A 26234-nucleotide genomic window follows, 5' to 3' on the forward strand; every position below is an offset into this window, starting at 1 on the left:
CGCTGACGGCGGCGGCAGCGTGCGACGCACCCATGCACCGCATGCGCGCCGCCCGTGTCACCACAGCAGCGTGACCACACCCAGCACTGCGAACAGCACGGCTGCCCCACGGTTGATCCACACCAGCGGCAGCTTGCGCGTGAGCTTGTCGCCCATGAACACCACCGGCGCGTTGGCCAGCAGCATGCCGGCCGTGGTGCCGACCACCACCTGCCACAGCGCATCAAAACGCGCGGCCAGCACCACCGTGGCCACCTGGGTCTTGTCACCCATCTCGGCCACGAAGAAGGCCACCACGGTGGCGATGAACACACCGCCCGGCGGCAGCTTGATCTCACCATCGTCCAGCTTGTCGGGGATCAGCATCCACGCGGCCACAGCCAGGAAGGAGCCGCCCACGATCCAGCGCAAGGCATCTTGCCCCAGCCATTGCGTGAGCCAGGCGCCAAGGGCGCCGGCCAGGGCGTGGTTCACCACGGTGGCGGCGGCAATGCCGGCCACGATGGGCCAGGGCTTGCGCCAGCGAGCGGCCAGCATCAGGGCCAAAAGTTGAGTCTTGTCTCCCATTTCCGCCAGGGCAACGGCGGTGGTGGACACCCACAGAGCATCGAACATATAGCTACAAGGTGGGCTGGGCGGAGCGGCGGGCAAAGGCCGAGTCACACAAGGGCAAAGCCGCGCCGCCCAACCCATGAGCCGCGAGCCATGCCCAAGGTCTCGCCAAGCTGTTGCCCCATGCACCATGGCCGCGTGGGGACGCGATCCAAGTCTGTTGATGCACGGGCGCCTGACCACGAAGGCCGGCGCAGGCTACTCCCCAAGGGATGAGGCGATTATACAGCTGCTCAATTGAGCAGGCGCTGCGGATCGGCGTCCAGTTTGGCCAATGCGTCACGCGTGGCCCGCACCGTGAGGGATTCGTCCTCCATCGGCACCAGCAGGCCCGCCTGCAGGAAGGCGCCCAGGCGGTGCAGCTGGAACAGCACGCCCCGGCCCTGCGGTGTCACGAACAGCGCCAACTGCTTCTGCAGGCCTCGCCAGGCCAGTTGCACCGGCTCCTGACGGGCGCGGTAATCCAGCTGGAACCAGGCGCCCAGCTTGAGTTCGAACGCCCAGGACATCATCGCAGGCGTGGGCATGGTGCCGCCTTCGGCCACCACTTCCAGATCGGCGCTTTCGTAGCCGGACAGATCCCGCAGGGTGTCGGCGTCGAGGTCGACATCGCCCAGCTCGGGCAGGATCTCGTCGAGCGCCTCGAGCTTCTCGGTGATCTCGCCCAGGCGCTCGCTGGAGATCGCCGCCGACTTGGCCGCGAAGGCCGCCGCCAGCGCGGCGTTGAGGTCGCGCACGTGCTCGTCCTGGCGCTCGGTGGTGACACCCGCCTTGGCCATGCCCTCGCGCAGCAGCTTGAGCAGCGGCGGCAGGCGCTGCAGCACCTCGGTGCGCTCCTCGCGCGTGGTCTTGGCGCTGGCCGACCAGATCAGGTCACCCGCCAGGCGCTTGAGCATGCGCGTGTCCTCAGAGGCGGGGCCGGACAGCACCGCGCTTTGCGCCAGCACATCGGCCCAGACCTTGAACAGGAACTCGCGCACACCCTCGTGCACAGGCACGGCCTCGAGCATCTTGCGCAGCTCGATGGTGTACTGGATGGCGTAGGCCTCGCGCTGCTCGAGCTGCTGGGCCAGCGAAACGCCTTTGCGGCTGGCCTCATTGCCCTCGCGGAAGTAGTTGACCAGGAAGCGCTCGAACTCCACCAGCACCGTCTGGAAGACGCGCCGGCCGGTGTCCGGGTAGGCCTCGATGGTCTGCACGATGCGCTTGATCTCCTTGTGCAACTGGTCGCTGGCGCCATCCTGCGCAGCACCGGCAAAGCCCATCACGCAACCGCCCATGCGGTCGATCAGCAGGCGCGCCGGGTGGTCCAGCGTGGCGAAGAAATCGGGCTCGGCCACGGCCACGCGCAGTACCGGCATCTGCAGCCGCGCGAACCACACGCGCACGGTGGCGGGCAGACGCTCTTCGGTCAGGATGCTCTGGAACAGCAGGGCCACGATCTCGATGATGGCGCGCTCGCTGTCGCTGCTGGCGGCCTTCTTGAGCGATTGCTTGCGGGTCTGGAAATCACGCGCCAGCGCGCCTGGATCCGGCGCCATGCCGCCGGCGGTATCGGCCTGCTGCTGCACGGCGTGCTGGGCCGAGGCCATGGCCTGGCTGAGCGCGCCGCCCACGGGCACGCGCTGCGAATCGCCCAGCGGCGCGGTGGGGTCGAAGCCCGGTACCTGGCGCGCCACCAGCTGGTTGAGCTTGCCCAGGGCGGCCTGGCCTTGGCCGGAAGTGCGCAGGCCCGGCGTCTGGGTCATCAGGCGGGTTTCGTCGTACGAGCCGCCAGCGCCACGCGCCAGATGGCCCGGGCCGGTGACACGGTTGCTCTGGCCGGTGAGGGCCGAGGCTGCGCTGTTGCCGGTGGACAAGCCACCTGCCCCAGAAGCACCTGCGGCATTGCCACTCGCACCGGCGCCACCGCCGCCTGGGCTACCTACACCTGATCCGCCCCCCGCGCCCCGCCCTGCGGCAGCGCCCATGGGCACCACGCCGGGCGACGGCGCCAGTTGCCGCACCACGCCCGTGTCCTGGGCGCGGCGGATGAAGGGCCGCAGATCGATCTCCGGGCGCACACCGTGCTCCAGCAGCACGCGGTTGGCATCGTGGTAGGCGCTTTCGGTCAGGCCGGCCACCTCGTCGTGCAGCACGTTCTGCAGCGTGCGCCAGTGGTCCACGCTCAGGGTGGCGTGCATCCAGGCGTCCAGCACCCAGCGGGCCAGGGCGGCGGGCTTGAGCACCTCGCCGCTGCGGTCCAGCGCGACCTGCTCACGGTCTTCGAGCACGCTCAGGCGCGAGCACAGGTCGGTGTATTCCCAACCGGCCTTGTCGGCCACGGCCTGCCCGAGGCGCGAGACCATCATGTCCAGCTCGATCACGGCATCGTCGACCAGGCTGAAGGAGCCGGTGGGATCACCCAGGCCCGCAGGCCGCGTGACCACGGCGCGCCCCTGGTTGAGCGAGGCCAGGGCCTCGTCCAGGTGGTCGAGCAGGGACTCGTTCCACAGGCCCGACAGGCGGGGCAGGTCCAGGACCAGGTCGCGGCGGCGGGCATACAGGGCGGGTTCGGCCGATTGGCCGGCCAGCAGGCGGGCCCCTGCCACGCACGATGCCACCAAGTCTCCGACGCCCAGGCGCAGAGACTCCAGGTAGGTACGACGGGCCAGGACAGCGAGGTCCTTGGGCGAACCAACGGGCATAGACCGGGCGGGAGGCGACTCAGCCCTCGGCAAACGCCCCCAGATGTTCAATGAAGAACCACTCTACACCACGGCGCCGGCATTGGGATCGTTGGGATCGTTCTCTTTTTTGGTGTTTTTCACCAGGTCCTCGCGTTTGACGCCGAACCACATGGCCAGGGCCGCAGCCACGAACACCGAGGAGTAAATGCCGAACAGAATGCCGATGGTCAGCGCCAGCGCGAAGTAGTGCAGCGTGGGGCCGCCCCAGATCAGCATCGCACACACCATCATCTGCGTGGACAAGTGGGTGATGATCGTGCGGCTCATCGTGCTGGTGATGGCGTGGTCGATCACCTCAGGCGTGTTGAGCTTGCGGTAGCGGCGGAAGGCCTCGCGGATCCGGTCGAAGATCACGACGGATTCGTTCACCGAGTAGCCCAGCACGGCCAGCACGGCAGCCAGCACCGACAGCGAGAACTCCCACTGGAAGAAGGCGAAGAAGCCCAGGATGATGACCACGTCGTGCAGGTTGGCGATCACGCCGGCCACGGCGAACTTCCACTCGAAGCGGAAGGCCAAGTAGGCCATGATGCCCAGCACCGTGACCAGCAGGGCCAGGGCGCCGTCACGCGCCAGTTCGGAGCCCACTTGAGGACCGACGAACTCGCTGCGCTGCAGCGACACGGGCTCGGCCTCACCGGCCTTGCACACGGGTTTGTCGCCATGGTCGGTCTTGGCCACCGACACCTGGCCGGACTCGGCCTTGCAGACAGCGTCGAACACCTTGCTGACCACTTCGGTCTGCTTCATGCCTTCGCGCAGGGGCACACGCACCAGCACATCGCGCGAGGTGCCGAAGTTCTGCACCTGCACTTCGCCGAGCCCCAGCCCTTCGATGGCATGGCGGGTCTTGGCCAGATCAGCGCTCTGGGCGTACTGCATCTCGAGCACCGAACCGCCGGTGAACTCGATGGAGAAGTGCAGCCCCCGGGTGACCAGGAAGAAGATGGCGGCGGCGAAAGTCAGGAACGAGATGACGTTCAGGATCAGCGCATGCCGCATGAACGGGATGTCGCGCTTGATGCGGAAGAATTCCATGGTGCCAGGCTCCTCTTGTTGTTATGCCTGCGGCTTCCAGACCTGTCCGATGGACACGCCCTTGAGCTTTTTCTGACGGCCATACCAGAGGTTGACCAGGCCACGCGAGAAGAACACGGCCGAGAACATCGAGGTCAGGATGCCCAGGCAGTGCACCACGGCGAAGCCGCGCACCGGGCCCGAGCCGAAGGCCAGCAGGGCCAGACCGGCGATCAGGGTGGTGACGTTCGAGTCAAGAATCGTGGCCCAGGCGTGCTCGTAGCCGGCGTGGATGGCCGACTGGGGCGCCGCGCCCGTGCGCAGCTCTTCACGCACACGCTCGTTGATCAGCACGTTGGAGTCGATGGCCATGCCCAGCGTCAGCGCGATGGCCGCGATGCCGGGCAGTGTCAGGGTGGCCTGCAGCATGGACAGCACGGCCACCAGCAGGAACAGGTTCACCGTGAGCGCGATGGTCGAGAACACGCCGAACAGCATGTAGTACAGGATCATGAACACCGAGATGGCGATGAAGCCGTACATCAGGCTGTCGAAGCCCATCTTGATGTTGTCGGCGCCCAGGCTGGGGCCGACGGTGCGCTCTTCGATGATCTCCATCGGCGCGGCCAGGGAGCCGGCGCGCAGCAGCAGGGCCGTGTCGGCGGCTTCCTCGCTGGTCATGCGGCCGGAGATCTGCACGCGGCCGCCGCCGATCTCGCTGCGGATCACGGGGGCGGTCACGACCTCGCCCTTGCCCTTTTCGAACAGCAGGATGGCCATGCGCTTGTTGATGTTCTCGCGCGTGACGTCCTTGAAGATGCGGGCGCCGCGCGAATCGAGCGACAGGTGCACGGCGGCTTCGTGGTTCTCGTCGAAGCCGGGCTGGGCGTCGTTCAGGTTCTCACCCGTCAGCACCACCTGGCGCTTGACGATGATGGGCACGCCGCCGCGCTCCATGTAGCGCTCGGTGCCGAAGGGCACGGGGCCGCCACCGGCCAGCGCGGCCTGGGCCTCGGCGCTGTCGTCGACCATGCGCACTTCCAGGGTGGCGGTGCGGCCGATGATGTCCTTGGCGCGGGCGGTGTCCTGCACGCCGGGCAGCTGCACGACGACGCGGTCCAGGCCCTGCTGCTGGATCACGGGCTCGGCCACGCCGAGTTCGTTGATCCGGTTGTGCAGGGTGGTGATGTTCTGCTTGAGCGCCTGCTCCTGGATGCTGCGCATCGACGCCGGCTTGAGGGCGCCGACCAGGATCAGGTCACCGCTGTCGGTGCCCGGGGTCCAGGTCAGGTCGGGCTGGTTGCCCACCACGCGCAGAGCCTGCTCGCGCGTGGCCTCGTCGCGGAAACGGATCTGGATGGTGTCGCCCTCGCGGCGCAGGCCGCCGTGGCGGATGTCCTTGTCGCGCAGTTGGGTGCGCAGGTCGGACGACAGGCTCTCGACCTTCTGCGTGAGCGCCGCCTTCATGTCCACCTGCATCAGGAAGTGGACGCCGCCGCGCAGGTCCAGGCCCAGGTACATGGGGTGGGCGTACAGCGCGCGCAGCCACTGGGGCGAGCGCGACAGCAGGTTCAGCGCGACGATGTAGTGCGGATCCTGGGGGTCGGGGTTGAAGGCGCGGGTGATGGCATCGCGCGCCTTGAGCTGGGTGTCGGTGTCCGCGAAGCGCGCCTTGACCGAGCCGCTGTCGAACTCGACGAAGTCAGCCGTGACGCCGGCCTGCTTGAGGGCCGACTCCACGGTGGCGACGGCGCTCGCATCCAGCTTGATCGTGGCCTTGCCGCTCGACAACTGCACCGCCGGTGCCTCGCCAAAGAAGTTGGGCAGCGTGTAGACGAAGCCCACGAAGAGGGCCACGGCGATGATGAGGTATTTCCACCAGGCGTAACGGTTCATGGCGAGCAGCTTTGCGGCAAGGTTGGGAGGGGCGGCTTACTTCAGCGAGCCCTTGGGCAGCACCTGGATCACGGCCGCGCGCTGCAGCTGCACTTCGGTGCCTTCGGCGATCTCCAGCGAGACGAAGGTGTCGCCCAGCTTGGTGATCTTGCCGACCAGGCCACCTTGCGTGACCACTTCGTCGCCCTTGCCCAGTGCGTCGAGCATGGCCTTGGTTTCCTTCTGGCGCTTCATCTGCGGGCGGATCATGACGAAGTACAGCACCACGAACATGAGCACCAGGGGCAGCATGCCCATCAGGCCGCTGGTGGAAGAGGCCGCACCGGCGGCTTGGGCGTAAGCGTTGGAAATGAACACGACGAAATCCTTCTAGCCCTGAACACGGGCCATTTGATGCCTGCCCCCGCGCCGGGGGCAACTGGCGATTGTATGCGGGAGGCCGGTGGTGCTTTTTCTGCCTTGTGGACAGCGCCCCGGCCAGGGGGTGGCGCCCTTACAGCACGTACTTGACCTGCGGGTGCCCGGTCAGCGCACGGTAGAGGTTGTCCAGCTGCTCGCGGCTGGTGGCCGTGACGGTGACCGTCAGGCCGATGTAGTTGCCGCCGCTGCTGGGGCGGCGCTCCAGGTGCTGGGCCGGATCGAACTGGGGATCATGCGCGCGCGCGATCTCGATGATCGCGTCGATGAAGACATCGGAATGCGCGCCCATCACCTTGATCGGAAAGGCGCTGGGGTACTCGATCAGCGACTCTTCGGGCGGGATGGGCGGGTTGACGGGCTGGTTCATGGGGTGGGGGCCTTTCAGGGCATTCACTGGATGGCCAGGCGCAGCGCGTCCCAGGCGCGGCCGAACCAGCCTGCGCTGGGCACGGCGTCCAGGGCCTGCAGCGGCACGTCCTGCCAGGGCTGGCCGGCCACGGTGATCTTGAGGGTGCCCACCTGCTGGCCCTTCGTCAAGGGGGCCAGCAGCGGGTCGGTGCGGTTGACCACCGTCTTGACGCTGCCAGCCTGGCCACGCGGCACCACCACCACCAGCGGCTGCGAACGGCCCAGCTTGACGGTGTTGGACTCGCCCTTCCACACCGGTGCCGTGGTCACGGCTTGGCCGGCATCGAACAGCTTGACCACGTCGAAGGCACCGTAGCCCCAGTTCAGCAGCTTCTGGCTTTCGTTGGCGCGAGCCTCGGGCGAGGCGGTGCCCACCACCACGCTCAGCAGACGGCGCGAGCCGCCACCCACGCCGGGCACCGGGCGTTTGGCCGTGGCGATCAGGCAGTAGCCGGCGGCATCGGTGTAGCCGGTCTTGAGGCCATCGACCGTCGGGTCGCGCCACAGCAGCAGGTTGCGGTTGTTCTGCTTGATGCCGTTGTAGGTGAACTCCTTCATGGAGTAGTACGGCAGCGAGTTCGGGAAATCGGTGATCAGGCGCGCGGCGATGATCGACAGCTCGCGCGCGGTGCTGGTGTGCCCAGGCGCGGTCAGGCCCTCGGGGTTCTTGAAGCTGGTGCTCTTGAGGCCGAAGGCCTGGGCCTGGCGGTTCATCATGTCGACGAAGCCCTCGACCGTGCCGCCCACGCCTTCGGCCAGGGCCACGGTGGCGTCGTTGCCGCTCTGGGCGATCATGCCCTTGATCAGGTCATCGACGTTGACGCGGGTGTTGACCTTGATGAAGGTGCGCGAGGCGCCGGTCATGCCGGTGCGCCAGGCGCGCTCGGACACGGGCAGATCCTGCGTGAGCTGCAGCTTGCCGCTCTGCAGGGCCTGGAACACCAGATAGGCCGTCATCAGCTTGGTGAGCGAGGCGGGTTCGACCGGCGTGTCGGCTTGACGGGCGGCCAGGGTCTGGCCGGAGCTCAGATCCTGCAGGATGAAGGCGCGCGCCGCGATCTCGGGCGGCTGCGGCATGGCCGGGTTGACGGCCGTGGCGGTGGCCGAGGGCAGCAGGATGGTGCCGCCGGCGGCGGCATTGGCGGCGGTATTCGGGGCGGCGGACTGTGCCTGCGCGGGCAGGCTGCCCATCATCAGCGTGGCGGCGGCCAGGGCCACCAGGCACTGGCGACGGTCGATGCGGGGAATGTTCATGGTCGAAGCGTGGGGATCAGACAGGATCGGGAAAGAACAACAGAGCCCGCCGGGCCGCGCAAGTTCAACGAATGTGAAGCAGGCCGGCCCGCGGGGCGTGAATCGTCAAGCAGCGGTCAAGAGGCCAGGGCCTTGAGGTGGCGCAGCACGAGCTGCTTGAGCGTGCCGAGCTGGCCATGGAAGAAGTGCCCGGCGCCCGGCAGCACCGTGACGGGCAGGCCGATGGGGCGCGTCCAGTCCAGGATGTTGGGCAGGGGCACGACATCGTCGAGCTCGCCTTCGACCACCAGGGTGTGGTCGGGCACCGGCGGCATGATGAACTTGGTGGCGGCCGGACTGATCAGCACCAGCGGGCTCACGGCCTGGCCTTCCGCAGACAAACGGTGCGCCGCTTCGGCCGCAATGTAGCCGCCGAAGGAGAAGCCCGCCAGCGCCAGCGGGGCCTGGCGCAAGGCCGGGTCCATGCGGTGCTGGGCGATCACTGCGAGCATGTCTTCGACCTCGCCGCGGCCTTCGTCCCAGGCGCCTTCGGAGGCGCCCACGCCGCGGTAGTTGAAGCGCACGGTCTGCCAGCCCTGGGCCACGAAGGCGCGCACCAGCGTGTGGACCACCTTGTTGTCCATGGTGCCGCCCTGCTGCGGGTTGGGATGGGCCACCACGGCCAGGCCGAGGGGGGCGGCGCCTTCGGGCAAGTCGGGCGATTCGACCACCACCTCCAGCGCACCGGTGGGGCCGTCGATCAGATGGGCATCGGGGCGTCCGAGCATGTCAGCGCCCCACCGTCGGCGGCAGCACGAGGCGCTCGACCACCTCGCCCTTGCCCAGATGGCTGTCGACGATCTCGTCGATGTCGGCGTTGTCCAGGAAGGTGTACCAGGTGCCTTCCGGGTAGACCACGGCCACGGGGCCGCCGGCACAGCGGTCCAGGCAGCCAGACTTGTTGACGCGCACCTGGCCGGGGCCAGCCAGGCCAGCGGCCTTCACACGGGCCTTGCAGTGGTCGAAGGCTTCCTTGGCGCCGAAGTCGCCACAGCTGGATTCGCCGTTGACCCGCTGGTTCAGGCAGAAGAAGATGTGCCGCTGGTAATAGCTCATGCCGGGATTTTAGGCCGGCCGCGACAGGGCACGCCCCATCAGCCAGACAAAGGCCGCATAGGGCCACAGGAGACCGAACCAGCGCGCCAGCCCATGGAAACGGATGAAGCGCCCGCTCTCCCAGGCGATCAGGGTCTGGGCGTAGTAGGGGTCGGGCGGCACCTGGTGGATCATCCACACCAGCCCGCCCAGCACGCCCAACCCCACCACGGCCGCCGTGGTGCGCGAGCGGTCCAGCAGCAGCCCGCCGGCCAGCGAGCCCAGCAGCAGGCCCACGATGGTGGGCATGCTGATCCAGGTGAAGGCGTGCTCCGGGCCGTAGTTCAGCGCGGTCGAGAAGGTGGTGCCCAGCACCGCCACCGCCACCGCGCCGGCCAGCAACAGCAGGCGCAGGGCCCGTGGGCGCGCCAGCGCGCAGGCCAGCACCATGGGGGCCAGCAGGCCCAGCGCCACGATGGCGGCATCGCGCCACCCCGTCACGGAGGTGGGCAGGCCCGGCGCCTCGTGCCAGGCCTGGGGCACGAACAGGCTGAGCGGGTCATCGGCTGGCAGGAACCAGCCCTCCCAGGGGGTGCCGGTCGTCCACTCCACCATCATCAGGCGCAGCGGCGGCCACAGTTGGCCCTGGCCCAGCGGCAGCGGCGGCGGAAACAACAGCCCCAGCGGCCACAGCCACAGCAGGGCCAGGCCCCAGCCCGCCTGCGGGATGAACAAGCGCTCACGCCAGCGGTGCCACCAATCGACCAGGCCCAGCGCATGGGCCGTGACGGCGGCCAGTACGCCCCAGGCCGCGCCCAGCGAGTTGAGCGCCCAGTCGGTGATGGAGGGCACCCGCCCCGGCAAGGTGAACTGGATGATCTCCAGCGTGTAGGACAGGGCCGAGCAACTCAGCACCGTGAGCAGCGCCGCAGCCAGCGGGCGCCGGTCGGTGCGCAGTTGCGCCACGCACATCACGCAGCCCAGGGGCAGGTAGCCCAGCAGGTTGCCCATCAGGTCCGACGGGAGTTCGTAGGACTGCTTGGGCAGCACCCAGTCGAAAGCGCCCGGCGGCGGCAGGTGCCAGCCCGTCAGGGGGTGCAAGGTGGCATAGACGATCAGCGCCATGCTCACCCAGGTGAGCGGCCAGGCCGTGCTGCGGTGCAGGGACATCGGCAGGCTGCTCAGAAGGGCTTGACCACCACCAGGATCACGATGGCGGTGAACAGCAGCACCGACGCCTCGTTGAAGAAGCGGTACCAGCGGTGGCTGCGACGGTTGGCCAGTTGCTCGAAATCACGCAGCAGGCGGCGGCACACGTGCTGGTAGCCCACGGCGCCCAACACCAGCAGCAGCTTGGCGTGCATCCAGCCGTTGCCCGGCCCCTTGCCGACGCCGTAGTACAGCCACAGCACCAGGCCCAGCGCCAGCGCCGGCAGCATCAGAAGGGCGCTGAAGCGGTAGAGCTTGCGGGCCATCACCAGCAGGCGTTCGCGCTCGGCATGGCTGTCGGGAGCCACCATGGCCAGGTTGACGAACAGCCGAGGCAGGTAGAACAGGCCGGCGAACCAACTGGCCACGAAGACAATGTGCAAGGCTTTGATCCAGAGCATGGCAGCCATTATGAGCGGGGCCATGATGGTGCTTGTGTCAGGTGTCTTTCACCTTGCCGCCCATCATTTGTGATCGATGCTGCAAAGTGTTCAGACAAAAAAAGAGCCCCGGCCACAAGCCGGGGCTTTGAAGCCTTAACGCTGTCATCACGGTAAGGCACCTGCTCAGGGAGGAAAAGCAGGGAATGACAGCCTTGCGGCGTATCATCCGGGATCAATTATAGACAGGTTCTCCAACCATGCACAGAGCCCATGTCCGTCCGGGCGGACTTTCGGCCAGTTTTGTGCAATTCTTTGCAATCGTTCACATCCAGAACACATTCTCGCGATATGCAATTCCCGCCCAGTTTTCCGGCTCACCGCCCCCGCCGTTTGCGGCGCGATGAGTTCACCCGCTCACTTGTTCGCGAGCACGCGCTCACTTCTTCTGACCTGATCTACCCCGTTTTCGTGTTGGACCAGGACGACGGCACGCAGGATGTCGGCTCCATGCCCGGCGTATCGCGCCTGGGCCGAGGCCCCCTGTGGGCCGCTGCCGAGCGCTGCGTGGCCCTGGGCATCCCGGTGCTGGCGCTGTTCCCGGTGATCGATGTCAGCCTCAAGACCCCTGACGGTCAGGAGGCCGCCAACCCCGACGGTCTGATCCCCCGCACCGTGCGCGAGCTCAAGCAGCGCTTTCCGGAACTGGGCGTGATGACCGACGTGGCGCTGGATCCGTACACCAGCCACGGCCAGGACGGCCTGCTGGACGAGACCGGTTACATCCTCAACGACGAGACCGTGGCCGTGCTCACGCGCCAGGCGCTCACGCAGGCCGAAGCCGGCGTGGACATCGTCGCCCCCTCAGACATGATGGACGGCCGCATCGGCGCCGTGCGCCAGGCGCTTGAGGCCAAGGGCCTGATCCACACGCGGATCATGGCCTACAGCGCCAAGTACGCCAGCGCCTTCTACGGCCCCTTCCGCGACGCGGTGGGCTCCAGCGCCAACCTGGGCAAGGCCAATAAGAAGGTCTACCAGATGGACCCGGGCAACAGCGACGAGGCCCTGCGCGAGGTGGGCATGGACATCGCCGAGGGCGCCGACATGGTCATGGTCAAGCCCGGCATGCCTTACCTGGACATCGTGCGCCGCGTGAAGGACACCTTCCGCGTGCCCACCTTCGCCTACCAGGTGAGCGGTGAGTACGCCATGATCAAGGCCGCCGCCCAGAACGGCTGGCTGGACCACGACGCCACCATGCTCGAATCGCTGCTGGCCTTCAAGCGCGCCGGCGCCGATGGCGTGCTGACCTACTTCGCACCCCACGCCGCCGAGCTGCTAAGCCGCCGCTGAACGGCCTCCGGAGCCGCCCACCCTGCTGAGGGCCAGGGCGCGCTCCGGGCGCCGGATTGCGTCACACTGTCGCCCTGTCGTTCACTGACCGTCCGGGACACCTGCTGTGCGCTTCTTCCTGATCAACGACCGCTTCCAGGAACTGTCTGGCTGGCCCGAGAAGGCGCCGGCCGACGGCTTCGTGTGGGTGACGATGGGTCGCCGCGAGTTCGAGGTGAACCTGGGCGATGTGCAGGCTCACCTGCAGCGCCTGGCCGGCGGCGCCCTGGTCGACCTGCACGTGGCCGACCTGCTCAACCCGCAACTGCCCTCGCAGTTCGACTACACCTCGTGGTACGACCTGATGGTGTTTCGGCGCCTGGCCGCCGGCGCGCGCACCGAGCGCATGTTCCTGGACGAATCCACCGGCACGGCATCGAGCGCCCGCCAGGCCCTGGCCTCCATCGACACCAGCCCCATGGGCCTGGCCGTGTTCGACCGCCTGCTGCTGACGGTGCACCCGGCCGACTGCGCCGTGCACGAGTTCTTCGTCAACCGCATGCACCAGATGGCGCAGGGCCGCGAGAACGCCACCGACCTGCGCGGCAGCGCCAGCCGCCTGCCGCCCAGCGCGGCCGACCTGATGCTGCGCATCGTCAACCACATGGTCGACAGCTACCTCGATCTGCGCCGCCTTCTCACGCGCCAGTTCGGCTACCTGCAGCAGGAACTGCTGGGCAGCCGCAGCAGCCGCTTCACCAACTGGCAGGCGCTGCTCGAATCCCGCAACGCCCTGCACCTGCTGGAAGACACCTGCGAGGACCAGCGCAGCGCCATCCAGGAGTGGATCGACGCGCTGGACGAATGGCCCACACCGCCCGACCCGTCCGCCGCGCGCGAGCGCGAGGTGCTGCGCGTGCGCTCGCGTGATGTGCACGAGCACATCGAGCGCGTGCTGAGCCATGTACGCCGGCTGGAAAGCTCGGCCGAGAGCGCGGTGCAGATGCACTTCTCGGCGCAGGGCAGCCGCACCAACGAGATCATGCGCACGCTGACGGTGTTGACCGCGATCTTTTTGCCGCTGAACCTGATCACCGGCATCTTCGGGATGAACTTCGACAGCCTGCCGCTGATCCACGAAGGCGCCGGCTTCTGGATCGCGGTGATGCTGATGCTGGGCGTGGGCCTGGGCCTGGTGTGGCTGTTCTGGCGCAAGCGTTATTTGAGCGACGACTGAGGATGGAGTCCCGAGGGGGCAAGGAAACTTGGGGCGGCCCGGCGTTTCCTTCAGCGCCTGGATTGGGCCAGCTCACGCGCCAGGCACAGATCGTCCCAGGCCAGGGCCTTGTCGGCCGGGTTGCGCAGCAGGTAGGCCGGGTGGTAGGTGACCACCAGCGGCACGCCGTGGTAGTCATGCACACGGCCACGCAGGCGGCCGATCGGCTCGCTGGACTTGAGCAGCGACTGCACCGCGAAGCGGCCCATGGCCAGGATCAGGCTGGGCTGCACCAGCGCCACCTGGCGCAGCAGGTAGGGCTCGCACTGCGCCACTTCTTCGGGCAACGGATTGCGGTTGCCGGGCGGACGGCACTTGATCACGTTGGCGATGTAGACCTGGCGCTCGGCCTCGTCCTCGGCGCGGGTCAGGCCAGTGGCGGCGAGCATGCGGTCGAGCAACTGGCCAGCGCGGCCGACGAAGGGCTCGCCCAGGCGGTCTTCCTGCTCACCGGGAGCCTCGCCCACCAGCATCCAGCGGGCGCGGGTGTTGCCCACGCCGAACACCGTGTTGCGCCGACCGCGGCACAGGCCGCAGGCTTCGCAGCCCGTCACGGTGCTGCGCAGGGTGGTCCAGTCCATGGTCTCGACGCCGGTCGAGCGCGGGCCCAATGGGGTGGCGACAGGAGCTTGACGTGCCGGGGCGGGTACCGAGGGCGTCTGCTCACGCACCATGGCACCGAAGGGCTGCTCCGCCGCGCCGGCCTGCGCGGGGGCAGTGACAGGCGCCCGCTGCGGCAAAGCCTGCGCCACGGCGGCAGCGGCCAACACCGGCTCGGCAGGCAGGGCGGGCCGAGCCGCCGCGGGGGCCTCGGGCGGCACCTCAGGCTGCAAAGGCCAGAAGTGCTGCACACCCATCTCGCGCAGCATGGCCACCTGGCGCTCCGACCAGCGGGCCGTCATGGCGTCACCTCGCGCTTCATCACCAAAGCATCCTCGCGGCCTTCGGCGGCGGGGTAGTACTGCTTGCGCACGCCAACGTCTTCATAGCCCTGCCGTACATACAGCGCCCGGGCGCGCGCATTGGTGGGGCGCACCTCCAGCCAGATGGCCTGCAGGTGGTGCTGGCCGCACAGCGTCACCAGCATGGCCAGGAAGTGGCGCGCCAGGCCCTGGCTCTGCCAGGCCTGCGCCACAGCGATGTTGAGCAGGTGCAGCTCGTCCACGCCCAGCATGGCCACGCACACGCCGACCACGGCGCCACCGGGCTCGCAGGCCACCTGCATCCAGTAGCCGCTGCCCAGCGACGAGCGGTAGTTGTCTTCCGTCCAGGCATGGCTGATGTGGGCGCAGGCCTGCACCTCGAGCGCGCGCACGGCGGGGATGTCATCCAGCCCCATGAGCCGGATCTGCAGGCTCTGGACACTCACGTCGCCAGGCTCCCGGTGGCCACGGCCTGGGCGGCATCACGGCGCTCCTGCGTGGTCTGGGCCACCTTGTCGCGCACATACAGAGGCAGGGCCAGGGCCGGATCGAGCTGCTCGCCACGGCCCCAGGCCGCCAGCGCCAGCGCAGCCAGCGCCTCGCCATCGGGCTGTGCCCGCGGATCGGCGGGGCCTGCCAGGCCTTCCACGGCAGCCGGGTAAGCAGCCAGGGCGCTGCCGGCGGCGAAGCGCACACGGCCTTCGCGAACCTGCGCCTGCAGATAATCCAACGGCCACAGCACGGGAGCGGACACCTGTGTCCAGCCCTGGGCGGTATCGCGTCGGTAGGCTGCGGCGTAGACCTCGCTCATGCGGGCATCCTGCAGCACCCACAGGGGCTCGGTGGCAGGCGGTGCCTGCAAGGCCTGGGCGATGTCGGGCCGCGCCCGGCAGGCGCTTTCGGCCACGGCCATCAGCGTGTCCAGCGCCAGCACGGGTTTGCCCAACCCCAGGGCCAGGCCTTGGGCCACGGCGCAGGCGGTGCGCAGGCCGGTGAAGGCGCCAGGCCCCTGTCCGAAGCCCACGGCGTCGATATCGGCCCATGCCAGGCCGGCCTCGGCCACCAGCGCCTGCAGCGTGGGCAGCAGCGTCGAGGACGAGCGCACGCCTCCGTCCACGGCCCGCGCACGCACGCCATCGGGCGTGGCCAGGGCCAGGTGCACGGTCTCGGTGGCCGTGTCCAGGACCAGCAGGCGGGGGGAAGCGGGCATCGACATGGCCGCAAGTGTACCGAGTGTGTACTGGGCACCGGGCTTGCCCTTGGCGCAGCCCTCCCGCGCCACCCTATGATGGGACGCATGTCTTCACGGTTCACGCGGACGCGGCCCGCCCTTCTCACTGCTTTCCGGTCTGCCTTTCGGCCCGCATGGCGCCCCACCTGGCGCCTGGTGGCCCGGGCATCGGCCCTTGCGTTGATCCTGCTGGGCCCAACACCCTGGGCCGTCGCCCAGCAGTTCACCGCCACCAGCCCGGCCGCGGCCCCCGTGCTGCCTGCCCCCATCGCCCAGGCCCTGCTCGACAGCGGCCTGCCGGTGTCCGCCGTGTCGCTGTGGGTGCAGCCTGTCGAGGGCGGCCCGCCCCGCTTGGCGCTGCAGGCCGACACGCCGCGCCAGATGGCCTCGGTGATGAAGCTGCTGACCACTGGCGTGGCCTTGCGCACGCTGGGGCCAGCCTACCGCTGGCACACCTTTGCTGCGCTGCAGGGCCGGCTGGATGCGCACGGCGTGCTGCGCGGCAATGTGCACCTCAAGGCCAGCGGCGACCCCTCGCTGGACGCCATGCGCCTGGGCCAGGCCCTGCGCAGTTGGCGCGAGGCCGGCCTGCGCGAAATCCGCGGCGACGTGGTGGTGGACCGCGGCCTGTGGGGCGCCTTGCCCCCCTTCGACGCGGCCGCCTTCGATGGCCAGCCGCTCAAGCCCTACAACGCCGGCCCCGAGCCCTGGCTGCTCGCGCACGGCGCGGTCAGCCTCACGCTGCGCCCGGATCCGGCCCAGTCCAACAAGGTCCGTGTGGGCCTGAGCCCCGCCCTGGCCGGCGTGACACTCGACGCCGACGTGACGCTCGACCCCAAGGCACCCTGCGGTGACTGGCGCCAGAGCCTGCGCGTGGAGATCACACCCGATGCCGGCCCGCGCCGCACGGTGCGTGTGAGCGGACGCTACCCCGCCGCCTGCCAGGACCAGGCCTGGCCGCTGCGCTGGCCCGCCAACACATCGTTCGAACACAGTGCCCGCGTCTTCGAAGCCGCCTGGGATGACGCCGGCGGGCGCCTGCGCGGCCAAGTGCGCGAAGGCCCCTGGCCGGCCGAGCCCACGCCCTGGGTGGATTGGGTGTCGCCCCCCCTGGCCGAGGTGGTGCGCGACATCAACAAGTTCAGCAACAACGTGATGGCGCGCCAGCTGTTTCTCACGCTGGGCCAGGATGGTGAGGCAGCGCCCGCAGCCTCGCTGGACACCGCCCGCGCACGCGTGGCCGATGCGGTACGCCAGGCCACGCGAAAAGGTGCATCCGCCAGCCCCTGCGAAGGCGAGGCCCTGCAACTGGACAACGGCTCGGGCCTGTCCCGCTCGGAGATCGCCAGCGCCCACTGCATGGCCCGCTGGGTGCAGGTGATGTGGCGCGATCCCCTGATGCCGGAATGGCTGGCCTCCCTGCCCGTCGCGGGCGTGGACGGCACGGCGCGCCGCATGTCGGCGGGCGTGGGCTTGGCCCACCTCAAGACCGGCTCGCTCGATGGCGTGGCCTCGATCGCCGGGGTGGTGCAGGACACCCGGGGCCGGCGATCGGTGGTGGTAGCGGTGGTGAACGATCCACGGTCAAACATGGCCCGGGCCGTGTTGCAGGCCACGGTGACCTGGGCGTCCCAGACAACGCCGCCATAAGGCCCCACGCCCTCAGCAGCAAACACCCCGGGCTACAGCCGGGGTATTCCGTTCGAGTCGAATCAGCGCCTCAGATCAGAAGGTTCGATTGAATGCCCGCTCGGACGCCCACCGGGCCAGATATGCCTGGCCACGAGGCGCCAAGTTGAAGGAGTCCGACCAGAAATAGGCATCGGCCGCACGATTGACGGTCAGGTTGTTGCAGTACAGCAGCGGATCTCCACCCGGCACGTCGGGCGAACCTCTGGTCACACTCGCCCCATCCGGCTTGTAGACACTATCGCTACAAACCGATGACGAGATGTCGCTGACCCCGGCGTTACTAGGATATCGTTCCAAATCGAAAGAGCGGTCATAGAAGTTGATCAGGCCCACCCGGACGCCATCATTGCGCACGTTGATCAGCAAGCCAGTGTTGAACGCCAGGGTCAGCTCGCGCATGCGGTCCTGCCCCTGGACTCCATCGGCGCGGGCCAAGGGGCTGAAGCCCAGGTTATGCAGCCTGACGAACAGCACGTGCGCGCCACGGTCATAGACTTCATTGACAACGGCAGCCAGCTCCTTGCCCTTGGCCGTCATCTCGTTTTTGGCCACGCCGAGATCCTTGCCGTTGTCGCGCACCTGCTTGTACGTGGCCAGGATGTCGTGCTGCCCGGCCATGATGGTGACCAGTGTGTCGCTGCCGATCTCACCGCGACGGCTGGCCACCTGTGCGGCCGTGTCGGCCACCGTGGCGCCTGCTGCGGCGTAGGTGACCGCGCCCCCGGCATTTTCAGAGGGGCACTGCTGCTGGTAACCCAGGCCATAGCTGCGGGCCAGAGACTGAATCCACAGCGGGTAGTCGGCGCAGTAGTAGGTGTAGTAGTACTGTGCCGTCTGGGGCCCACTGGTCGAATCCGTGTACAGCGTGTTGAGCAGGTAATCCTCTCTCACGCGAAACGAATTGCCGCTCAGCAGGGAGACTTCGAGGGTGTTGGGCACCTCGCCCGAGGTGGGAAACGGCACCCAGGCAGGCTGGGGGGTGACCAGCGTCCGCGAGCCCTGCGCCGGGTCGTTCGCGATGGTCGAGACGACCCACTCCACGCTGTTGACGCCGTACTTGAAGCCCTTGATGCTGGTGACCGAACCACTGCCGCCCACCGGTACTTCCACCAAGGCGCTGTTTTCATCACCGAAAGACATCATGGCCGGGCCCGTACCCGTGCTCGTGGGCTGGAAGCGCTTGACCTGATTGCCGCCACCGCAGGCGGCCAGCAGCACGGTCGCGGCGGCCAGGGCCACGCCGGTGCGCGACAGACGGCGCCAGGCGGGCAAAGATTTGTGAACGGGGACGGTACCAGCGAATGTCATGAAATCTCCACAGGGGGCTAGGCCCCGATTCAGCGGCTGAAACCGCCCTCAAAAGCAGACCGCAAGCATACAGGCAGTGCGATCACGCGGCAGCGGCACGGCCAAGTCGGTCGCGCACGCCGTCCCAGGCGGCGTCTGGCGGCGGCGCCTCCACCCAGATCTGCTCGACGCCCAGCGCATCCATGTCGCGCAGATCAGCGAACAGATCGTGCGCGGCGGTGGTGGCCTGCACGGACATCACCTTGAAGACGACACCGGGCTGGCCGCCGCGATGGGCCCAGGCAGTGCGTGAGTACACGGCCACGCGCGGCACATGATGCTGGCCCACCATCAGCACAGGAATCAGGTCATCGAGCGCGCGCACCAGGGCGCTGCCATCCATCAGGTGCACCTTGGCGCGCGGCGCGTAGTGCGCCAGCAGCGTGCCCGAAGCGCGCGGGGCGTTGGGGTCGGGCGCTTCGGGACGCGACCAGGCGATGGGCTCACCCGCCACCTCGGCCAACTCGTCACGCGTGAGGCGGCCCGGGCGCAGCAGCACCGGCGCGCCACGCGAGCAATCCACGATGGCCGATTCGATGCCGACCTCGCAGGGGCCGCCATCGAGCACCAGCAGATCTTCAGTCTCGAACTCGCTTTCGACGTGATCGGCCCGGGTAGGACTGACGCGGCCGAAGCGGTTGGCGCTCGGTGCAGACACGCCGGGCACACCCAAGGTGAGCGCCTCTCGCAGCAGGGCCAGGGCCACGGGGTGATCGGGGCAGCGCAGGCCGATGGTGTCCTGCCCGCCGGCAGAAGCCTTGCCGATGCCCTCGCGGCGCGGCACGATCACCGTGAGCGGGCCGGGCCAGAAGCGGCCCATCAATCGGCGAGCCACGGGCGGCAGCTCGGCCGCGAAAGCTTCGGCGGCCTGCGCGTCGGCCACGTGCACGATCAACGGGTGATCGCTGGGCCTGCCCTTGGCCGCGAAGATGCGGGCCACGGCGGCGTCATCGTCCGAGCGCGCGCCCAGGCCGTAGACCGTCTCGGTGGGCAAGGCCACGAGCTGCCCGTCAGCCAGGCGCTGCGCGGCCCGGCGGATGGCGTCGGGCTGCGTGGCGGGGTCCAGTCGGGTGGGGTGGCTCATGGTTCCGATGATGGCAGCAGGCTGTGAAGCCCGCTCAGAAGGGCTCGATGCCCAGGATGGCCGCAGCCTTCAAGGCGGTGTCACGCGCAGCCTCTGGCGTGGCGCCCGTCACTGTCAGGTGGCCCATCTTGCGGGCCTTGCGCGCCTCGGTCTTGCCGTACAGGTGCAGGTGCGTGCCGGACAGCGCCAACACGGCGGCCCAGTCAGGCTCGGTCTGCGTGGTCGTGCCGTTTGGGAACCACAGGTCGCCCAACAGGTTCAGCATCAGACAGGGGCTGTGCAGCACGGGTTCGACCAGGGGCAGGTTGGCCATGGCGCGCACCTGCATCTCGAACTGCGACACATCGCAGGCGTCGATGGTGTGGTGGCCAGAGTTGTGCGGGCGCGGCGCCATCTCGTTGGCGACGATGCGGCCATCCTGCAAGATGAAGAACTCCACGCACAGCACGCCCACGTAATCCAGCGAGGCGGCGATGCGGCGGGCCGAATCGATGGCCTGCGCCGACACGGCATCGCTCACGCCGGACGCGGGCACGGTGGTCACGGCCAGGATGCCGTCGCGGTGCAGGTTGTGCTGCACCGGGAAGTTCACAACGGCGCCACTGCGGCCACGGGCCACCAGCACGCTGACCTCGAAGGCCAGCGGCAGCATCTTCTCGAGCACGCAGGGCACGTGCTTCAGGCCATCCCACGCGGCGATCAGCTCGGCGCGGGTCTTCACGCGCACCTGGCCCTTGCCGTCGTAGCCCAGGCGGGCGGTTTTCAGGATGCCGGGCAGCAGGTCATCGGGCACGGCATCGAGCTGAGCCTGCGTCTCGATCAGGGCGTGAGGCGCGCAGGGCACACCGCAGCCGGTGAAGTGGGCCTTCTCGCGGGCACGGTCCTGGCACACGGCCACGGCAACACCGGCGGGCGCCACAGGCAGCGTGGCCGCCAGCGTGTCCAGCGCCTGGGCGGGCACGTTCTCGAACTCGGTGGTGATGGCGTTCGACAGGCGGGCCATCTCGGCCAGGCCGGCGGCATCAAGGTAGTCGGCTTTCACATGGTGGTGCGACACCAGGCCGGCCGGGCTGGTCGGATCGGCATCCAGCACCGCCGTGCGGTAGCCCATGGCCTGCGCGGCGTGCACGAACATGCGGCCCAGTTGGCCGCCGCCCAGCACCCCCAGCGTGGCGCCGGGCAGGATCGGAGCAGAAGAAGAACCTTGGCTCATGACTTAGGCTTGTCCAGGCTTAGGTCGGCGCTCATGGCCCGGGCAGCCTCGGTCTGGCGCACGCGGAAGGCATCAAGCTGCTCGCGCAGCGCGGGGTGGTCGTGCGCCAGCATGGCCACGGCGAACAGGGCCGCGTTGGCCGCGCCGGCCGTACCGATGGCGAAGGTGGCCACGGGCACGCCCTTGGGCATCTGCACGATGGAATGCAGCGAATCCACGCCCTGCAGGTGGCGCGAGGGCACAGGCACGCCCAGCACGGGCACCGGCGTCTTGGCGGCCAGCATGCCCGGCAGGTGGGCGGCGCCGCCGGCCCCGGCGATGATGGCGCGCAGGCCACGGCCGCGTGCCTGCTCGGCGTAGCTGAAGAGTTCGTCGGGCATGCGGTGGGCGGAAACCACCTGGGCCTCGAAGGGGACCGAGAACTCGGTCAGAATCTCGGCGGCGAGGCGCATCACGTCCCAGTCACTGCTGGAACCCATCACCACACCGATCAAGGGCGTTGCGCTGTTCACTGCAGGCTCCTGTTCAGACATCGGACAAAAACCAGATTTTAGGCGCTCGGCCCCCACCGCGCCCGGACACGCTCACACCATGATCGACATCACGCTCGAAAACTTCGAAACCGACCTGCTGGCCACCTCGGCGCAGGTGCCTGTCCTGCTGGACATCTGGGCCCCCTGGTGCGGCCCCTGCAAGACGCTGGGCCCGGTGCTCGAACGCCTGGAAGAGACCTATGGCGGCCGCTTCATGCTGGCCAAGCTCAATGCGGATGAACAGCCCGAGATCGCCGGCCAGCTCTCGCAGATGTTCGGCGTGCGCTCCATCCCCTTCTGCGTGATGTTCACCGGCGGCCAGCCGGTCGACGGTTTCGTGGGCGCCTTGCCCGAGGCCCAGATCCGCGAGTTTCTGGCCAAGCACGTGCCCGGCGAAGGTGAGCTGGAGGCCGAGGCCGAGGCACAAGAGGCCGAGCAACTCGCCGCCGAAGGCCAGCTGGACGACGCCATCGCCCGCCTGCAGGACGCCCTCGCCAAGGACCCGGCCAACGACGAGGCCCGCTTCGAGCTGATCAAACTGCTGCTGGCCGAGGGCGCGGCCGACGAGGCCCAATCGGTGTACGAGCCCATCGCCCCGCGCGCCACCGGCCCGCTGGCCGAGCAGCGCGTGGCCGCTTTCGGCCGCTACATCGAGGCACTGCAGCAAGCCCGCCAAGGGCGCAGCCCTGCCGAGCTGGCCGAGGCCATCGCCGCCAACAAGCGCGATTTCGCGGCCCGCTTCGAGCTGGCCAAGATCTTCTTCGCGGCCGGCCAGTTCACCCAGGCCATGGACGAGCTGCTGGAGATCATCATGCGCGACAAGGCTTGGCAGGACGAAGCCGCCCGCAAGACCTACGTCGCCATCCTGGAAGTGATGACCAAGCCGCAACCCAAGCAGGCCCCGACCGGCAAGCCCGTGGCAGGCGCCCCCGGCGCGGCCGACAAACCGCAACTGGAGATCGCCGGCAAGGTGGCCGTGACCGCCGCCGACCCCGTGATCGACCAGTACCGCCGCAAACTGAGCATGGCGCTGTTCTGATCAGGTGGTGGTTCTAGGGGGATCAGCGCCCTACCCCCCTGAACAAGGGGATACCGCTCATGCGCGCACCCGGGATACTTGCGGCCTGCCCCCACAGATCACACGCTTTATCACGGGAGTATCCATGGCTTCTTACATCAAACACACGCTGGCCGGCATCGGCCTGGTGGCTGCGGCCTCCCTGGCCCATGCCGCCCCGGTGACCGTCACCGGCGTCACCACCACCGGCACCTTCTCGGGCAGCACCGCTGTGCTGACCGACAGCGTCTTCCCCGCCAACGGCACCGCCTGGAACGCCGCGAGCAACGTTTCCTGGAACGGCCTGGGCACCGTGTTCACGCTGGCGTTCGACCAGCTGTACACCTTGCAGGACGTGACGCTGACGGTCGACCACAACGACTTCTACCAGGTCCAGATCTCGCAAGACGGCACCACCTGGAACACGCTGTTCACCGTGCTGGCCTTCGAAGGTGCCTCCACCTGGGGCACCGACACCTTCACCAGCAACCCCGCTGGCACCGGCACCTACAGCGCCTCCATCGATTTCGCCCCGACGCTGGCCAAGTACGCCCGCATCTACGCGGTCGCTGGCGACGATGCCTATAGCGTCGGCGAACTGAGCTTCACCGGCGTGGCCGCCGTGCCCGAGCCCGCCAGCCTGGCCCTGATTGGCGCCGGCTTGGCCACCGTGGGCCTGATCGCCCGCCGCCGCAAGCCACAGGCCTGATCCGCCTCGCCAGGCCTCACGGCCTGCGCGCCAAAGCCCCCTGTCGGCAACGACTGGGGGCTTTTGTCTTTGCGGCACACTCAGGCCATGAGCCTGCCCGCCGCCATCACCGTCCAGCGCATCCCCGTCGGCCCGGCCGACCAGCCTGAACAGGCCCAGGCCTGGCTGAACTGCCGCCTGTCCGGCCCGCACGACCAGCCCAACGCGCCCCTGCTGCTCTTCCTTCACGGCTTTCCGGAAGCCGCCTTCGTGTGGGATGGTCTGCTGGCGCACTTCGGCCAGCACTACCGCTGCGTGGCCCCCAACCTGCGCGGCTACGAGGGCTCCTACGCCCCCGCCGACGTGGCAGCCTACCGTCCCAAGCTGATCCAGGAAGACCTGGCCGGGCTGATCCGCGCCCTGGGCGGGCGGGCCCATGCCGTGATCGCCCACGACTGGGGTGGCGCCCTGGCCTGGGGGCTGGCCGCCACCGCCCCGCAGTTGATGGACCGGCTGATCGCGCTGAACGCCACCCACCCCGCGCCCTTCCTGAAGGCCCTGCGCGAAGACCCGGCCCAGCAGGCCGCCAGCGGCTACATCAACCTGCTGCGCGAGCCCGGCGTGGAGGCGCAACTGGCCGCCGACGACTTCGCACGGATGTGGGGCTTCTTCGAGCAGTTCGGTGGCGCGGCCTGGCTCACCCCCGCCCTGCGCGATCGCTACCGCCAGGCCTGGTCCGCCGCGCCCCAGGGCCTGCCGGGCCAGGCCCTGGCAGCCTCGCCCCTGAGCGGCCCGGTCAACTACTACCGCGCCTCGCCCCTGCACCCGCCCACCTCGGCCACGGACCCCGTCAACAGCCTCGTGCTGCCCGATGCGCTGCTGCACGTGAACGTGCCCACGCGCGTGATCTGGGGCGAGGCCGACACCGCCCTGCCCCCCAGCCTGCTCGACGGCCTGGACGCCTGGGTGCCCGACCTGCAGATCACCCGCCTGCCCGGCCTGACGCACTGGCTGTTGCACGAAGACCCGGACACCGTGACACGCGCACTGGAGCACGCACTTCAACCCTGAGGGGCGGCGCTACACTGGTCCCATGTCGTACCCCGCATCCACCCATCAGCCCCTTCTGATTTCGGCCACCGAGCTGGCCGACCTGCTCGCGTCGGCGGGCCGGACGGATGTGCTGGTGCTGGACTGCCGCTTCAGCCTGACCAACCCCGTGGGGGGCGAGCAGGCCTATGAGCAGGGCCACATCCCCGGTGCGGTGTACGCCCACCTCGACAGCGATCTGTCGGGCCCCAAGACCGGCCAGAACGGCCGCCACCCCCTGCCCACGCACGGAGGCTTCCAGGCCACGCTGCGGCGCTGGGGCGTCACGCCCGACACCCGCGTGATCACCTATGACGACAGCGGCGGCATGTTCGCCGCCCGCGCCTGGTGGTTGCTGCGCTGGGCCGGCCACACCAACGTGCAGGTGCTCGATGGCAGTTGGGTGGCCTGGCGCGCCCTGCACAACACCGATCCGTCGCGTGCGCCCATCAGCACCGAGGCCGGCGTGCGCACCGCCTGGCCGTTCACCCTGAGCCTGCATGCCGACCACGTCGTCAGCACCCAGCAGGTGATGGACAGCCTGGTCTACGCCACGCCCGATATCCACCTGATCGACGCCCGTGCCCCGGAGCGCTTTCGCGGCGAGAACGAAACCCTGGACCCTGTGGGCGGACACATCCCCGGCGCCGTGAACCGCTTCTTCCAGCTCAACCTGGCATCGGACGGCCGGTTCAAGCCCGCAGACCAATTGCGTGGCGAGTTCGAATCATTGCTGGGTGAGTTGCCGCTGGACACCGTGGTGCACCAGTGCGGCTCGGGCGTGACGGCCTGCCACAACCTGCTGGCCATGGAGATCGCGGGCATGCCGGGCACGCGCTTGTACGCGGGCTCCTGGAGCGCCTGGTGCGCCGATCCGGATCGGCCCGTGGCGCGCTGATCGCCTCAGCCCGGCTCAACTCAGCGCTTCGCGCCCGCCAGCGCCTCGTCCACCAGTTCGATCCAGTGCTTGACCGGCGTGCGCATGCCGCCCTGCAGATGCGTGATGCACCCGATGTTGGCGCTGACCACCACCGGGCTGCCCGCCGCCTCCAGCGCCGCCACCTTGGCCTCGCGCAGGGGCTGGGCCAGCTCGGGCTGCAGCAGACTGTAGGCACCGCCCGCGCCGCAGCACTGGTGGCTGTCGGTGCGCGCCAGGCGCACATCAAAGCCCAGTTCACGCAGGCCTGATTCGACCGGGCCCGGGCGCGCCGCCGCGCTCAGCTTGAGCGCATGGCTGAAGCTGCAGGGTGGGTGGAAGGTCAAGGCGCCCAGGCTGGCACCGCTGCCTGACTTGTGCCGCAAGGCGCGCTGGAGCACCGGCACCCATTGTGGCAACAGCTCGGCCGGGTCCTTCACCAAGGACGCGACACGGCGGGCCTTCTCGGCATAGAGGGGGTCGTCGGCCAGCAGGCTGTCGTAATCCTTGGCCCAGGCGCCACAACCAGAGGCATTGACCAGGATGGCCTCGGCCGCCGTGTCGCCCTGCAGGTAGGGCCACCAGGCATCGATGTTGCGGCGGGCCTGGGCACGGGCCCCGCCTTCATCGCCCAGATGCCCCTTGAGCGCACCGCAGCAACCGGCGCCCCGCAAGCGCACGGCCCGCAGGCCCACGGCGTCGAGCACGCGGGCGGTGGCCGCATCGATGTGGGGGCGCAGATGCGGCTGCACGCAGCCCTGTGGCATGAGCACACGCCGAGTGTGCTGCAGTTGGCGGGCGGCATCGGGCCACGCCCCCGGCGGCAGGGCCGGCGCGGCGGGCACCTGGGC

At 68.8% G+C, this 26234-nt stretch carries 26 protein-coding genes; 7 read left to right on the top strand and 19 right to left on the bottom strand.

Annotated features, from left to right (window positions below):
* Positions 1-57: 57 nt before the first annotated feature.
* The 11 genes from WAQ08_RS08610 to WAQ08_RS08660 form a co-directional block, all read right to left on the bottom strand.
* Positions 58-615, bottom strand: coding sequence for a TMEM165/GDT1 family protein (locus WAQ08_RS08610; RefSeq protein ID WP_422190953.1), 558 nt, complete (start codon positions 613-615; stop codon positions 58-60).
* Positions 616-845: 230 nt separating this feature from the next.
* Entirely contained in the window at positions 846-3299 is a 2454-nt protein-coding gene (locus tag WAQ08_RS08615) for a DUF1631 family protein (protein ID WP_422190955.1), read from the bottom strand.
* A gap of 63 nt (positions 3300-3362) precedes the next feature.
* Positions 3363-4379: a protein translocase subunit SecF gene (gene secF / locus WAQ08_RS08620; RefSeq protein ID WP_422190957.1), complete on the bottom strand. Its 1017-nt coding sequence runs from the start codon at positions 4377-4379 to the stop codon at positions 3363-3365.
* Between the two features lie 21 nt (positions 4380-4400).
* On the bottom strand, positions 4401-6254 hold the full coding sequence (gene secD, locus WAQ08_RS08625) for a protein translocase subunit SecD (protein WP_422190959.1): 1854 nt from the start codon (positions 6252-6254) through the stop codon (positions 4401-4403).
* Positions 6255-6290: 36 nt separating this feature from the next.
* Complete coding sequence (yajC, locus tag WAQ08_RS08630; RefSeq protein WP_422190961.1) at positions 6291-6611, bottom strand: preprotein translocase subunit YajC; 321 nt, start codon at positions 6609-6611, stop codon at positions 6291-6293.
* A 136-nt stretch (positions 6612-6747) separates the two neighbouring features.
* Positions 6748-7041, bottom strand: a complete 294-nt coding sequence (locus WAQ08_RS08635) for a DUF493 family protein (protein WP_422190963.1) — start codon at positions 7039-7041, stop codon at positions 6748-6750.
* A 23-nt stretch (positions 7042-7064) separates the two neighbouring features.
* Complete coding sequence (locus WAQ08_RS08640) at positions 7065-8159, bottom strand: D-alanyl-D-alanine carboxypeptidase family protein (protein WP_422191003.1); 1095 nt, start codon at positions 8157-8159, stop codon at positions 7065-7067.
* Between the two features lie 293 nt (positions 8160-8452).
* Positions 8453-9103, bottom strand: coding sequence for an alpha/beta hydrolase (locus tag WAQ08_RS08645; protein ID WP_422190965.1), 651 nt, complete (start codon positions 9101-9103; stop codon positions 8453-8455).
* Position 9104: 1 nt separating this feature from the next.
* On the bottom strand, positions 9105-9431 hold the full coding sequence (locus WAQ08_RS08650; RefSeq protein ID WP_422190967.1) for a (2Fe-2S) ferredoxin domain-containing protein: 327 nt from the start codon (positions 9429-9431) through the stop codon (positions 9105-9107).
* 9 nt (positions 9432-9440) lie between these two features.
* Complete coding sequence (locus WAQ08_RS08655; protein ID WP_422190969.1) at positions 9441-10580, bottom strand: VanZ family protein; 1140 nt, start codon at positions 10578-10580, stop codon at positions 9441-9443.
* An 11-nt stretch (positions 10581-10591) separates the two neighbouring features.
* The gene (locus WAQ08_RS08660) at positions 10592-11020 is read right to left on the bottom strand and encodes a CopD family protein (RefSeq protein ID WP_422191005.1); all 429 of its coding nucleotides are present in this window, start codon (positions 11018-11020) and stop codon (positions 10592-10594) included.
* Positions 11021-11350: 330 nt separating this feature from the next.
* Here WAQ08_RS08660 and hemB point away from each other — a divergent pair, with 330 nt between their 5' ends.
* Together hemB and WAQ08_RS08670 are read left to right on the top strand one after the other, a co-directional pair.
* On the top strand, positions 11351-12355 hold the full coding sequence (gene hemB / locus WAQ08_RS08665; protein WP_422190971.1) for a porphobilinogen synthase: 1005 nt from the start codon (positions 11351-11353) through the stop codon (positions 12353-12355).
* Positions 12356-12461: 106 nt separating this feature from the next.
* A complete protein-coding gene (locus WAQ08_RS08670) occupies positions 12462-13571 on the top strand; it encodes a magnesium transporter CorA family protein (RefSeq protein ID WP_422190973.1) in 1110 nt (369 codons plus the stop codon).
* 50 nt (positions 13572-13621) lie between these two features.
* Here the strand turns inward: WAQ08_RS08670 and WAQ08_RS08675 are convergent, their stop codons facing one another.
* Genes WAQ08_RS08675 through tsaB form a run of 3 tightly spaced genes read right to left on the bottom strand, consistent with a single transcriptional unit; the run spans position 13622 to position 15743 of the window.
* Positions 13622-14512, bottom strand: a complete 891-nt coding sequence (locus WAQ08_RS08675; RefSeq protein ID WP_422190975.1) for a uracil-DNA glycosylase — start codon at positions 14510-14512, stop codon at positions 13622-13624.
* Positions 14509-14979 carry a ribosomal protein S18-alanine N-acetyltransferase gene (rimI, locus tag WAQ08_RS08680; RefSeq protein WP_422190977.1) on the bottom strand — a complete coding sequence of 157 codons (471 nt, stop codon included), beginning with the start codon at positions 14977-14979 and terminating at the stop codon, positions 14509-14511. The genes WAQ08_RS08675 and rimI overlap by 4 nt, the downstream gene beginning before the upstream one ends.
* Positions 14976-15743, bottom strand: coding sequence for a tRNA (adenosine(37)-N6)-threonylcarbamoyltransferase complex dimerization subunit type 1 TsaB (gene tsaB / locus WAQ08_RS08685; protein ID WP_422190979.1), 768 nt, complete (start codon positions 15741-15743; stop codon positions 14976-14978). The genes rimI and tsaB overlap by 4 nt, the downstream gene beginning before the upstream one ends.
* Before the next feature lie 177 nt (positions 15744-15920).
* On the opposite strand from tsaB, the gene dacB reads away from it, so the two are divergent.
* A complete protein-coding gene (dacB, locus tag WAQ08_RS08690) occupies positions 15921-17414 on the top strand; it encodes a D-alanyl-D-alanine carboxypeptidase/D-alanyl-D-alanine endopeptidase (RefSeq protein WP_422190981.1) in 1494 nt (497 codons plus the stop codon).
* Between the two features lie 75 nt (positions 17415-17489).
* On the opposite strand, the gene WAQ08_RS08695 is transcribed toward dacB, so the two are convergent.
* The 4 genes from WAQ08_RS08695 to purE form a co-directional block, all read right to left on the bottom strand.
* A complete protein-coding gene (locus WAQ08_RS08695) occupies positions 17490-18764 on the bottom strand; it encodes a hypothetical protein (RefSeq protein ID WP_422190983.1) in 1275 nt (424 codons plus the stop codon).
* Between the two features lie 82 nt (positions 18765-18846).
* Positions 18847-19887, bottom strand: a complete 1041-nt coding sequence (locus WAQ08_RS08700; protein WP_422190985.1) for an L-threonylcarbamoyladenylate synthase — start codon at positions 19885-19887, stop codon at positions 18847-18849.
* Between the two features lie 34 nt (positions 19888-19921).
* The gene (locus tag WAQ08_RS08705; RefSeq protein ID WP_422190987.1) at positions 19922-21100 is read right to left on the bottom strand and encodes a 5-(carboxyamino)imidazole ribonucleotide synthase; all 1179 of its coding nucleotides are present in this window, start codon (positions 21098-21100) and stop codon (positions 19922-19924) included.
* Positions 21097-21633, bottom strand: a complete 537-nt coding sequence (gene purE, locus WAQ08_RS08710) for a 5-(carboxyamino)imidazole ribonucleotide mutase (RefSeq protein ID WP_422190989.1) — start codon at positions 21631-21633, stop codon at positions 21097-21099. The genes WAQ08_RS08705 and purE overlap by 4 nt, the downstream gene beginning before the upstream one ends.
* A gap of 58 nt (positions 21634-21691) precedes the next feature.
* On the opposite strand from purE, the gene WAQ08_RS08715 reads away from it, so the two are divergent.
* The 4 genes from WAQ08_RS08715 to WAQ08_RS08730 all read left to right on the top strand — a co-directional run bounded on the left by WAQ08_RS08715 (position 21692) and on the right by WAQ08_RS08730 (position 25365).
* On the top strand, positions 21692-22672 hold the full coding sequence (locus WAQ08_RS08715) for a tetratricopeptide repeat protein (RefSeq protein ID WP_422190991.1): 981 nt from the start codon (positions 21692-21694) through the stop codon (positions 22670-22672).
* Between the two features lie 124 nt (positions 22673-22796).
* Positions 22797-23399 carry a PEP-CTERM sorting domain-containing protein gene (locus WAQ08_RS08720; protein ID WP_422190993.1) on the top strand — a complete coding sequence of 201 codons (603 nt, stop codon included), beginning with the start codon at positions 22797-22799 and terminating at the stop codon, positions 23397-23399.
* An 87-nt stretch (positions 23400-23486) separates the two neighbouring features.
* Complete coding sequence (locus WAQ08_RS08725) at positions 23487-24449, top strand: alpha/beta fold hydrolase (RefSeq protein ID WP_422190995.1); 963 nt, start codon at positions 23487-23489, stop codon at positions 24447-24449.
* Between the two features lie 22 nt (positions 24450-24471).
* On the top strand, positions 24472-25365 hold the full coding sequence (locus WAQ08_RS08730; RefSeq protein ID WP_422190997.1) for a sulfurtransferase: 894 nt from the start codon (positions 24472-24474) through the stop codon (positions 25363-25365).
* Between the two features lie 20 nt (positions 25366-25385).
* Here the strand turns inward: WAQ08_RS08730 and WAQ08_RS08735 are convergent.
* A partial coding sequence (locus WAQ08_RS08735; protein WP_422190999.1) for a heterodisulfide reductase-related iron-sulfur binding cluster occupies positions 25386-26234 on the bottom strand: 849 nt, incomplete at its 5' end.

This window comes from Aquabacterium sp. (assembly GCF_049274795.1).
GTDB lineage: Bacteria > Pseudomonadota > Gammaproteobacteria > Burkholderiales > Burkholderiaceae_C > Aquabacterium.